This window comes from Cupriavidus sp. HY129 (assembly GCF_059492215.1).
Genome location: NZ_CP083255.1, coordinates 93,836 through 105,560 on the forward strand (window position 1 = coordinate 93,836; position 11,725 = coordinate 105,560).

Annotated in this window: 11 protein-coding genes; 8 read left to right on the top strand and 3 right to left on the bottom strand. The window is 62.6% G+C overall.

The genetic code is table 11. From position 1 onward, the window contains the following. Positions 1–221 precede the first annotated feature (221 nt). From K6G35_RS16890 to K6G35_RS16910, 5 genes are all read left to right on the top strand, one after another. Positions 222–1,202, top strand: a complete 981-nt coding sequence (locus K6G35_RS16890) for a quinone oxidoreductase family protein (RefSeq protein WP_495676773.1) — start codon at positions 222–224, stop codon at positions 1,200–1,202. 71 nt (positions 1,203–1,273) lie between these two features. Next, positions 1,274–2,341, top strand: coding sequence for a beta-keto acid cleavage family enzyme (locus tag K6G35_RS16895; RefSeq protein ID WP_008644170.1), 1,068 nt, complete (start codon positions 1,274–1,276; stop codon positions 2,339–2,341). 117 nt (positions 2,342–2,458) lie between these two features. Next, positions 2,459–3,451 (top strand): Bug family tripartite tricarboxylate transporter substrate binding protein, encoded by a 993-nt coding sequence (locus tag K6G35_RS16900; protein WP_495676774.1) that lies wholly within the window; start codon positions 2,459–2,461, stop codon positions 3,449–3,451. A 311-nt stretch (positions 3,452–3,762) separates the two neighbouring features. Beyond that, entirely contained in the window at positions 3,763–4,923 is a 1,161-nt protein-coding gene (locus K6G35_RS16905) for a porin (RefSeq protein WP_035884168.1), read from the top strand. A gap of 113 nt (positions 4,924–5,036) precedes the next feature. Continuing rightward, on the top strand, positions 5,037–5,795 hold the full coding sequence (locus tag K6G35_RS16910; protein WP_035884107.1) for an SDR family NAD(P)-dependent oxidoreductase: 759 nt from the start codon (positions 5,037–5,039) through the stop codon (positions 5,793–5,795). A gap of 77 nt (positions 5,796–5,872) precedes the next feature. Here the strand turns inward: K6G35_RS16910 and K6G35_RS16915 are convergent, their stop codons facing one another. Next, complete coding sequence (locus K6G35_RS16915) at positions 5,873–6,619, bottom strand: SDR family NAD(P)-dependent oxidoreductase (RefSeq protein WP_495676775.1); 747 nt, start codon at positions 6,617–6,619, stop codon at positions 5,873–5,875. 61 nt (positions 6,620–6,680) lie between these two features. Continuing rightward, positions 6,681–7,616 carry a 3,5-dioxohexanoate:acetyl-CoA acetone transferase gene (gene kce, locus K6G35_RS16920; protein ID WP_035884110.1) on the bottom strand — a complete coding sequence of 312 codons (936 nt, stop codon included), beginning with the start codon at positions 7,614–7,616 and terminating at the stop codon, positions 6,681–6,683. A 200-nt stretch (positions 7,617–7,816) separates the two neighbouring features. Between kce and K6G35_RS16925 the strand changes: the two genes are divergently transcribed. Together K6G35_RS16925 and K6G35_RS16930 are read left to right on the top strand one after the other, a co-directional pair. Beyond that, positions 7,817–8,662 (top strand): TauD/TfdA dioxygenase family protein, encoded by an 846-nt coding sequence (locus K6G35_RS16925; protein WP_011519696.1) that lies wholly within the window; start codon positions 7,817–7,819, stop codon positions 8,660–8,662. Positions 8,663–8,689: 27 nt separating this feature from the next. Further along, the gene (locus K6G35_RS16930) at positions 8,690–9,259 is read left to right on the top strand and encodes an RBBP9/YdeN family alpha/beta hydrolase (RefSeq protein ID WP_008644150.1); all 570 of its coding nucleotides are present in this window, start codon (positions 8,690–8,692) and stop codon (positions 9,257–9,259) included. Positions 9,260–9,313: 54 nt separating this feature from the next. On the opposite strand, the gene K6G35_RS16935 is transcribed toward K6G35_RS16930, so the two are convergent. Continuing rightward, positions 9,314–10,306 (bottom strand): Bug family tripartite tricarboxylate transporter substrate binding protein, encoded by a 993-nt coding sequence (locus tag K6G35_RS16935; RefSeq protein WP_035884111.1) that lies wholly within the window; start codon positions 10,304–10,306, stop codon positions 9,314–9,316. A 286-nt stretch (positions 10,307–10,592) separates the two neighbouring features. On the opposite strand from K6G35_RS16935, the gene K6G35_RS16940 reads away from it, so the two are divergent. After that, a complete protein-coding gene (locus K6G35_RS16940; RefSeq protein WP_008644142.1) occupies positions 10,593–11,636 on the top strand; it encodes an AraC family transcriptional regulator in 1,044 nt (347 codons plus the stop codon). Positions 11,637–11,725 lie beyond the last annotated feature (89 nt).

Consider the following 11,725-nt stretch of genomic DNA (forward strand, 5'->3'; position numbering starts at 1 on the left):
GTCGACGGGGGCGAATACGGCGGCAACGCGCCCGCGAGCCGATTCCCCCAACGTGACCACGCCAGCCATATCCCTGTCGCAAAAGGGAAAGTTCAAGACATGCACGGAAAAGCGGAAAGTTGGGCCAGATCAGATGATTCACCACACAGGTTGTCCATCTGACGCGCTCGATCCGCACGCCACAGGTGGACCTCCATATTCGACAGCAGACAGGAGACCACATGGCGAAAGTCGTCAGGATTTATGAAACGGGCGGCCCCGACGTCCTTCGTTTTGAGAACGCCACGGTTGGTGAGCCGGGACCGGGCGAGGTCCGTGTCCGTCACGTGGCCGTCGGCCTGAACTTTGCCGACACCTACTTTCGCAGCGGTCTCTACAAGGTTCCACTGCCCAGCAGCATTGGCAACGAAGCCGCCGGCGTGATCGAGGCCATAGGTAGCGGCGTCACGCATCTTGCCGTCGGCGACCGCGTGACCTACACGGGCTTTACACCCACGCTGGGCGCCTACAGTACCGAGCGATTGATCTCCGCCGACCCGCTGATCAAGCTGCCGGCAGCGATCAGTTGCGAAGTCGCGGCAGCCATGACCATGCGGGGATTGTCAGCCGCGTACCTGATGCGCCGGATCTACCCCTTCAAGGCGGGCGACACCATCCTGCTCCATGCGGCCGCGGGTGGTGCCGGCCTGATCCTCTCGCAATGGGCCAAATTGCTGGGGCTGACCGTCATCGGAACGGTTTCCACCGATGCCAAGGCCGAAGTGGCGCGCGCCCATGGCTGCGACCACACCATCAACTACAGCCATGAAGACGTGGCCAAGCGCGTGCGGGAACTGACGGATGGCGTAGGTGTGTCCGTGGTCTTCGACAGCGTGGGCAAGGACACTTTCATGTCGTCGCTGGACTCACTCAAGCGCCGTGGCCTGCTGGTATGCGTGGGCTTCGCCTCCGGAGCCGTCCCGGCATTTGACCCGGCAGTTCTGGCCCGCAAGGGCTCCGCGTATCTGACGCGACCGGCCCTGGCCGACTACATCGCCGATCCCACCGAGAAGGCGGAGCTGGTCGACGAACTGTTCGGCCACGTGGCCGCAGGCCGCATTCGCATCGACATCAATCGCCGCTACGCGCTGGAGGATGCCGTGCAGGCACATCGCGACCTTGAGGGTCGCAAGATTGTCGGTTCGTCCATTTTCGCCATCTGACGGTTGCCCTTCCCTGGGGAGCATCCCGTTCGCCATCCCGCTATTCACCATTCATCCGGAGACCCATCACCATGCATTTCCTTGACGGCCACCTGTACCCCGAGAACCAGCAACCGCTGATCATCACCGCCGCACCGTATGCGCCGGGCTGGATTCCCGAAGATTTCCCGGAAGACATTCCGGTCACCATGGAAGAACAGATCCAGAAGGCGGTGGACTGCTACGAAGCCGGCGCCAGAGTGCTGCATCTGCACGTGCGCGAGGCCAACGGCAAGGGCAGCAAGCGTCTGTCGATGTTCAATGAGCTGATTGCGGGCGTGCGCGCCGCCGTGCCGGATATGGTGATCCAGGTGGGCGGCTCCATCAGCTTCGCGCCGGAAGAGGGCCAGGACGCCAAATGGCTCAGCGATGACACGCGACACATGCTCGCCGAACTCGATCCGAAACCCGACCAGGTGACGGTCACCGTCAACACTTCACAGATGAACGTGACGGAACATGCCGGTCTCGACGACTTCAAGGGTGTCTCGCGCGGTTTTCCGCACCTCTACAAGACCTACAAGGACATGGTCGTGCCTTCGAACCCAAGCTGGGCCGAGGAGCACATCCGGCGTCTGACCGCTGCCGGCATCCAGAGCGAGTTCCAGTGCTACAACATCAATAGCTTCGAAACGATCGAGCGAATGATTCGCCGCGGCGTCTACAAGGGGCCGCTGGTGATGAACTGGGTGGCCATCAGTGGTGGCATGGATCAGGCGAACATCTTCAACCTGGCAAATATGCTGCGTGCCGTGCCGGACGGCGCCGTGGTAACGGTGGAGAGCTCGGTACTGAATGTGCTGCCCATCAATATGATCGGCATCGCGCTGGGCCTGCACGTTCGGTGCGGCATCGAGGACGTGCTCTGGAACCAGTCCCGCACTGGAAAGATGAGCTCCGTCGAGCAAATCAAGCAGTTGGTGCGCATCTCCCGCGAATTCGGTCGCCCCATCGCCACAGCCAAACAGACACGGGAAATCCTCAAGCTTGGGGTCTTCTACGACACCGTGGAAGAGACGCTTCAGGCCAATGGCTTCTCGCCGAATCGTAACGGCGCCAACCAGGGCTTCCTGCGCAAGCAGGAGAACCTGCCGTCCTGAAGTCAGCCAGCCGGGCCGGACGCCAGCCCCTGCCCCCGGGGCTGGCGTCGACCTCACGCATCGACCTCACGCATCGGTTGAGCGACCGTCAAAAGACCAAGTACATGGAGGTAGACAATGGCATTACGCATGCAAAAACCGGCTGCGGTCGTGCTGGGCACCGCGGCGCTTCTGGCGCTGTGCGCTTCAGCGCAGGCACTGGCTGAGGACGTCTGGCCGTCGCGCCCGATTCAGATGGTCGTGGCGTCGTCGGCAGGGTCCGGAGTCGATGCGCTGGCGCGCCTGATGGCGCAACGCCTGTCGATCGCGCTGAAGCAACCTGTCGTTGTCGATAACCGGCCAGGCGGCAGTGGCGTCATCGGGACCAACGCGGTCGTCAAGGCGCCTGCTGACGGATACACGATCCTCTACACCACGGCATCGAACATGGTCGTTGCCCCGGCCGTACTGAAGACCATCCCCTACAACCCCAAGAAGAGCCTCCTACCCATCGCCGAGACGGCCTCGGGTGGCGTGGTACTGCTGGTGAGTAACGACCTGCCGGTCCATAGCCTGCCGGAACTCATCCAGTTGCTCAAATCGAATCCGGACAAGTACAGCTACGCGACCTGGGCCACGGGATCGTCAGGCCAGTTGATGATGGAATGGCTCAAGAAGCAGACCGGCATGAAGACCGATCACGTCCCGTATCGGACTTCGACCCAGTTGCTGACCGACCTGACCTCGGGAATCGTGAAGATCGGTTGGACAGACCCGGGCGCGCCAGTCCCATTCCTGCGCTCCGGCAAGGTCCGCGCCATTGCCATTGCCGGCAACGTTCGCGCGCCGCAGCTACCGGACGTCAAGACCATGGGTGAACAGGGCTACGCGTTCGATGCGGTGGGCTGGTTCGGCATGTTCGCACCGGCAGGAACCAACCCGGCGATCGTGAAGCGGTTGTCCGATGAGGTCAACAAGGCCCAGGCATCCCCAGATCTCGCAGCCACGATGAAGGCCATGAACTTTGGTCCCCCGCCTGTGAAGACATCGGTGCAATTCGGCGAGACGGTCAGCCACGACCTCGATGTCTGGTCGAAGATCGCCACCGATGCGGGGATTCAGATCGACTAGTGGATGAACCACCGCCAGGCGCCCACGGTGCCCGGCGTCTTGCGTCGAACGCCAGTTGAAATCTCGACGCAAAGCGGGGCAAGCCGTTGATCTGCCTTGCCCGTAGCCCTACTGCAAATCCAAGCGCAAGACAGGACGAACGCCATCGCTCACACAAAGGGCGAGAGCCGTGCTCGTCCATGGATAAACGCGCGGGTTCTGCGCAAGAAAGGGAACCGGACTTCGATTCGGACCCCTGGCAACGTTCCAGGCCGGTGGCGCCCGCGCGTCACCAGCCTGGAAACCAAAACAATGAACGTGGAGGAGTGCTGGTGAACAAGAGACTTTTTGCCCTGGCTGCCGCTTGTGCGTGTGGTGCGGCCAACGCGCAATCGAGCGTGACTTTGTACGGTGTGGTCGATGTGAACGTGGAGTACGTCAACCACGTCGGGGCCGTGCCGCAGGCAGGTAACGGCTACAACCCCGGCCCGCCCCAGACGGTGTTTCGCGAGAACTCTGGCGGCTACTCCGGATCGCGTTGGGGTCTTCGCGGCGTCGAAGACCTCGGGGGCGGCCTGAAGTCGATCTTCGTGCTGGAAAACGGCTTCAATGCCGATACCGGCACGCTGCAACAGGGGGGACGCATGTTCGGGCGCCAGGCCTTCGTCGGCCTCGACACACGCTTCGGTGTGTTCACGTTCGGCCGACAATACCAATCGATTTTCTCCACCATGGCCAACTTCGTCCCGGCGCGATATGCCACGCAGTATGAGCCGACGGGCGTGGTGGCGGGGGCCAACTTCCGCCAGGACAACACGGTCAAGTACTCCGGGACGTTCGGCCCCTTCACCGCGCAGGCGGACTGGTCGTTCGGGGTTGGCACGACACTGCCGTCCACCTACCCCACGGTGCCGACGGCGGGTGGCGCCGGTGAAGTACCGGGCCAGTTCCGCCGCGATTCGGCCTATGGTGCCGCCTTGAGCTATCTGGCTGGGCCGGTCGGGCTGGGTATTGGCTACGACCAGTGGAATCCGACCATCGGCACGGGCAATGGCACGTTCAAGAAGGCCGTTGTCATGGCCAGCTACGCGTTCAACGATACGGCGAAACTGATGGGTGGCTACCGATGGGGGCAGAACAAGGATCCAGGCGGCACGACGATCCTGCGCGACGACTTCTACTGGATTGGTGGCCAATACCGCTTCTCGTCGGCGCTGGATTTCACGCTCGAGTATGACTATCAGAACGTGAAGAACCTGGGAGGAAACAACAGCGTGGCCAACCCCTGGCAGATTGCCCTGATCGCAGACTATGCTTTCTCCAAGCGGACCGACGTGTATCTGACCACGGCATACAGCAGGAACGCCGGCCTGGCGATGGAATCGGCAGCGAGCGGCTTCGCGACCAGCCTGGCGTTGGGCAATTCCTATGCGCTGGCCAACGGACAGAAATCCATGTTCGGCGCGGCATTGGGGATTCGACACGTGTTCTGAGCGTTCGGCCGGAAGCGCCTTGAGGTGACTTGAGGTGACCTGATGCGACTTGAGGCGACTTGAGGCGACTTCCGGCTTCACTGACGTTGTCCGCATACTGGAGAGAGCGAACCATGGATCTTGGTCTGAAGGACAAACGAGCGATAGTCACTGGTGGCAGCCGGGGGATCGGCAAGGCGATTGCACTCCAGCTCGCGCAGGAAGGCGTCGACGTGGTAGTGGCAGCCCGTGGACGCGCGGCGTTGGAAGCGACGGCTGCCGAGCTGGCGACGCTGACAGGAAGACGGATCGTGCCACTCACCGTGGACACTTCCAGCAAGGTGTCCGTGGATAGCATGGTGAAGCAGGCGATCGCCGCCTTGGGCGGCATTGACATCCTGGTCAACGCCGCGGCATTGCCTGGTGGAATCTCATCGGCCTCACGGCTCGATGAAATCGACGATGCGCAAGCCATTGAAGATATCGACATCAAGGTGATTGGCTATCTGCGCACCGCGCGAGCGCTCGCGCCACACCTGATCGCCAATGGCTGGGGGCGGATCGTGAACATTGGTGGCCTGGCGATCTATCGCACCGGCCGCCCCATTGCCACGCTGCGCAACGTCGGCGTGGCTGCGATCACCAAGAATCTGGCGGATGAACTCGGGCCGAAGGGTATCAATGTCACGGCGGTCCATCCCGGAGCGACGCGGACGGAGACAACCGACGCGGCATTCGAAGCCTGGGCCGCGGCAAGGAACTCGCTGGGCCGCATTGTGGAAGCCCGCGAGGTTGCGACCGTCGTGGCATTCCTTGCATCGCCAGTGAGTGTAGCGATCAATGGCGATGCCATTTCTGTCGCTGGCGGGAGCCCCGGCACCATCAGGTACTGATCGCTACTGATCGCTGCAGTGCGTGCCGAAGCCCCGGCATTCCCGGGGCCCTTGCCCGCGCCCCGAGACGTCTCCGACTACCCGGCGGTCTTCCCACCGTTCACATGAAGGATCTGCCCTGTGATGTACGTCGATTGATCGGATGCCAGGAACAGAATCGCATCGGCGACCTCTTCCGGCGTGCCAACGCGCCCGGCAGGGATCGTCGCAGCGACGGAGGCAAGCCGATCCGCGCCACCGGCAATGCGTCCGAGCATGGCCGTTTCAATCGGGCCCGGCGCCACGGCGTTGACGCGGACATTCGCCTGGATGACGTCGAGGGCCGCGGACTTGGTCAGGCCCTCGATCGCGTGCTTGCTTGCCACGTACATCGGATTGCGCGGATTGCCACGACTGCCCATCGTGGATGACAGATTGACAACGACTCCGCGCTGTTGCGCGATCATCGCTTTCAGCTCGTGCTTCATGCAAAGGAACGTCCCAAGAACGTTCGCATCGAACGTCGTCGCGTACGACTGGACGGTCTGCTCGACGATCGACCCCGGTGTGCCTTCCGTCCCGGCACTGTTCACTGCGATATCAAGGCAGCCAAAGCGCTCGATAGCATGACTGACAAGACGCATGACATCGTCCTCGCGGCTGACATTGGCCGCCAGGAAGTCTGCTTCCGCACCCATCTCCCGAAGTTCGGAGATGAGGGCGTCTCCGGCTGCGGCATTCCGCCCGGAACAGACCAGTCGCGCGCCCTTGGCTGCAAAGGCCAGCGCCGTCGCACGGCCGATGCCGGCGGTCGCGCCGGTGATCAAGACAACAGGATGAGACATGAGCGTTTCCTTGGATAAGACAGGAGAAACTATTCGTGAGCCCTTGGGGAAGATCGGCCGGTCAGAACGCGACGGCATCGCGGCCCTTAAGCTGCAACATGTCGCGGGCCTCGTCCGGCGACGCCACTTCGAGGTTCAGCGATTTCAGAATGCCAACCACGCGTTTGACCTGCTCGGCGTTACTGGTCGACAGCTTGCCGCGGTCTTCCCAGAGTGAATCCTCCAGGCCAACGCGAACGTTTCCGCCCATGGCCGCCGCCATCGACGCAATCGGCATCTGGCTGCGACCGGCGCCGAGCACGGACCAGTAGTAGTCCCTGCCGAACAGGCGCTCCGCGGTGCGGCGCATGTGCATGACATCGTCGGCGTGCGTGCCGATCCCGCCCAACAGGCCAAACACGGACTGGATGAAGAACGGCGGCTTGAGGATGCCGCGGTCAATGAAGTGCGCGGCCGTGTAGAGGTGGCTCGTGTCGTAGCACTCGATCTCGAAGCGTGTGCCGTTGTCGGCGCAGGATTCGAGGATGTAGCGGATTTCCTTGAACGTGTTACGGAACACGCGGTCCTCGGAGCCTTCGAGGTACGGACGTTCCCAGTCGTGCTTGAACGTCGCGTGCCGGGCGAGCATCGGATAGAGGCCGAAGTTCATGGACCCCATGTTCAACGAGGCAACCTCCGGCTTGAGTTGCAGCGCCGGCTGCAAGCGTTCTTCCACCGACATGTTGGGGGCGCCACCAGTCGTGAGGTTGATCACGACGTCCGAACGGGCCGCGATCCGTGGGAGAAACGCACGAAAGAGGGCCGGGTCTTGCGATGGCTGGCCATTCTCCGGGTTTCGCGCATGGAGATGGACAATGGCCGCGCCAGCCTCCGCCGCGGCAACGGCCTCGTCTTCGATCTCCCTGGCGGTGATGGGGAGATAAGGCGACATTGTGGGGGTGTGAATACTGCCGGTCACGGCGCAGGTGACGATCACCTTGCTCTGTGGTGCTGCCATGGTGGATGCCCTCCGTTATTTCGCTCGAAAATGAACTGCCCGGTGCGATGTCGCATGCTACGGAACTTGACCTTCGCAGGCCGCTGCAACGGCCGGAATGTCGCGAATTGGAAAGTGAATGTCCTGCCGAAGTAAGCATGGATGCCTGGAACACCAGATACTCGTTGCCAGGCACTTACAAGACAGCAGGAGACATGGAAATGAAGATCAGGCAAATCACCCCTGCCATCGGGGCCGAGATTTCCGGCGTCAACATCGGCGAGGCGGCGCGCGATCCGGCAGTCTTCGCCGAGATCCGCGCGGCGCTGCTCAAGCACCGGGTCCTCTTCTTTCGCAAGCAGGAAATCACGCGCGCCGACCACGTGGCCTTCGCCAGCGGCTTCGGCAAGCTGGAAGACCATCCCGTGGTTGGCAGTGTTCCGGACTACCCGGGCCTGGTGAAGGTCTACCGTAGCGACAACCCGCACAGCTTCGAGAACAGCTATCACTGCGACGGTCTGTGGCGTCCCAACCCCGCCATGGGGGCTGTCCTGCGCTGCCTCGAATGTCCCGAGATCGGTGGCGACACCATCTGGGTGAACATGGTGAAGGCGTACGAGGAACTCCCCGATGAGATCAAGTCGAAGATCGACGGCTTGCGCGCGAGGGCCAGCATCGAACACAGCTTCGGGGCGGTAATGACACCGGAGAACCGCGCGAAGCTGGCGCAGGATCATCCACCGGTAGAGCATCCTGTGGTGCGCATCCATCCGGAGACCGGGGAGAAAATCCTGTTCGTCGGCGCCTCGTTCACAACGCACTTCACCAACTACAGCACACCAGCCAACGTGCGCCATGGCATCGACAAATCGCCTGGCGCCTCGCTGCTGCTCAACTACCTGACCAGCCGCGCCACCATTCCGGAATACCAGGTGCGCTGGGCCTGGCAGGAGGGTGACGTCGCGGTGTGGGACAACCGCAGCACGCAGCACTACGCCGTCAACGACTACTATCCGGCACCGCGCAAGATGGAACGCGCCGGCATTGTCGGTGATATCCCGTACTGAGCTGGAAGACAGAGAAAAGGGCATTCCATGACATCCGGAAATCAGCCAACGGTCGTGATCGTTCCCGGCTTTCGCGATCACATGCCGGAACACTGGCAGTCGCTGCTTGCGGAGCGCCTGCAGCAGCAGGGGCGGGCGGTGCGCATCGTGCCGCAGATCGATCACGACAAGAGGTTGCGCCGCGCGAGAGTGGAGAACCTCGAGCGTGTCGTCAGCGACATCCCAGGGCCGGTCATCCTCGTCGCGCATAGCGTGGGCTGCCTGATTACCGTTCACTGGGCACAGGAGACGAAGTGCGCCGTGCAGGGCGCGCTGCTTGCTGCGCCGGCCGACTTTGACAACCCCTTGCCGCCCGGATACACCGATCCGCTGACGTTGGAAAAGGAAGGCTGGACCCCGATCCCACGCCGACAGTTGAAATTCCCGAGCATCGTGGTCGCAAGCCGCAATGATCCGCTCGGAAAATTCGAGCGAATCCAGGAACTGGCGCAGGCGTGGGGCAGTCGTTGCATCGACGCCGGGGAAGTCGGGCATCTCGGACCTGTGGATGGCTTTGGCACATGGCCGCTGGCGGAAGAACTGGTTCAGCAACTCTGAGTCAACGCATCGCGGCGCTGGCAACCAGCGCCGCGACTCACCGTCGATTCACCATCAGTCCGGCTTGAAGTGGATGGAGCGCAGCAACGCGCCCTGGCGCTCGTAGGACTCACGCACATCCTTGAGAAGCTCATCGGTGGTAGCCGGCGAACCGGGCTCCATACCCATGTCCTCGAGCCTTGGCCGGAGCGTCGGAGATTGCGTCACTTTGAGCGTCGCGTCGCGCATTTTCGCAATCACGGCTGGCGGCACGCCTTGAGCGGACCAGATCCCCATCCAGCTCACGTCCTGCAGGTCTGGATATCCCGACTCGGTAAAGGTCGGAACGTCAGGCAGTGCGGCCATTCGCCTGGGCGACGCCACCGCATAGGCCCTGAGCTTCCCCGCCTTGATGAATGGCAGCGAAGTCGCCGGACCGTCGAACATGAGCGGCACCTGTCCACCCATCACATCCTGCAGTGCGGCCGGTGAGCCCTTGTAGCTCACGGTGCCGGCATCGAGCCCGGCAACGCGATTGAACTGCACACCCATCGTCTGACCACGCGTGCCAACGCCAAAGTTCGCATAGTCGAATTTGCCCGGCTTCGACTTCACGTACCTGACCAACTCACCGAGATTTTTCGCGGGCAGGTTGGGATTCCCGACGAGAACGAGACCATATTGCGTAAGCTGAGCAATCGGGACGATGTCCTTGAACGGGTCGTATGACACCTTGATGGCAAGAGGCACCTCGGATGCGATCCCCTTCTGGATCAAGAGGAACGTGTAGCCGTCTCGCGGCGAAGCCAGCATGGTCTGGACGGCGATGGTGCCCCCCGCGCCCGCCTTGTAGTCGACGATGACCGGTTGGCCAAGCGAGGCCTGCAACTCGCGGGCAACGAGGCGTGCCACGATATCCGCCGTACCACCCGGGGGAGCGCCCACGAGTATCCGCACAGGCTTGGTGGGCCAGTCGGCGGCCCGGGCCGCTTCCATGGCCGGCAGCGCAGAACCAAGGACGAGTGCAAGCGCCATGGCCTGGCGGGCACCGCGGGTGATCCGTATCATCGGGGGCTCCTTTCTATCGGACGGGGGGCGTCATCGCCATCGCTGTGACGATTGCTCAAGGACTTCCCGAAGCGAATCATCCCGCCCTCCCCCCCTTCCCGCTTTGCCTATCGCGTCGTGATTTGGCCTTTGGCGACAGCCATGGCAGCGCGGAAACAGGGAATCGCCGATGAGGCGAATGCAGCGCAAACAACCTTGCTGCCGCGCCTGAAGCTCGGGGATTCCTCCCGCTTGACAACCCATTGCCGCTGTCTATCATGGGCTGTCTTTCTATGGTCAGTTCCCGATGTCGTTACTTGTCCGGGCCGCAGCCCTCACCAACTACAGCGAGGTCGCTCGTGCCGCCGGACTCGATCCGGTGCGGATGATGATGGACGCGGGAATCAGTCCGAGCGTGCTGCGCGAACCGGATCTCATGATTCCGGTCGAGCGTTACGGACGCCTGCTGCAGACCTCTGCAACCATGTCGGGCAACGAGAGTTTCGGGTTGGCCATGGCCGAGTCGCGCCTGCTGTCCAATCTCGGTGCGGTCGGCATGCTGATCCGCGACCAGGCGACGCTGCGTGACTCCCTCACCTTGCTGATGCGCTATCAACCGTTGCTCAACGGCGCGCAGTCGCTGGCGGTCGAGGATTGCGGCGGACGGGTCATCATTCGCGAGGTGCTGATCGCCGGCAACGCTCATCAGCCAACTCGCCAACGGGTTGAATTGGCGCTTGGGGTCATGGTGCGGTTGATACGTCAGCTCATCAAGGCCGACTGGCAGCCACAACGCGTGTGCCTGGAACATCCCGCGCCGCGCGACCTGAGCACGCACCACCGGTTCTTCGGTCCTCACGTCGAATTTGATTGTGACTTCAACGGCATCATCTGCGCGAAGGCCGATCTCGATGCACGCAACCCGTGGGCCGATCCGGCCATGGCGCGCTACGCACAGCAACTGATAGACGAGTCGGCCGTCATGCAACAGGCGACGATGCTCGAGGACGTGCGGCGCACCATCCTCCTGCTGTTGCCCAGTGGCCGCTGCAGCGCCGAGCAGGTCGCCGATCACCTCGGCGTCGTGTGCCGCACGGTCCAGCGCCGGCTGGCCGAGCGGGGGCAGAGCTTCTCGTCGATGGTCAATGAAATCCGTACGGAACTCGCGACGCGTCATGTCATCGAGAGCGATCGTCCATTGACCGAGGTGGCGACCCTCCTCGGCTTTTCCGCGCCGAGCGGATTCTCGCGCTGGTATCACGTGCAGTTCGGTTGCAGCCCCAAGGAGAGCCGGGCCGCGAATGGCACCGCACGCCGGCAGACCGCAGCCGCGCCAGCGAGCAATGCGTGATGCTGGCTGCCGCTGATCGCGTAAGTGGCGATCGGAGCATCAGCCACTAGCCAGCACGATCCGGCCGATCTCCTTCCTGCCGGTCTCCT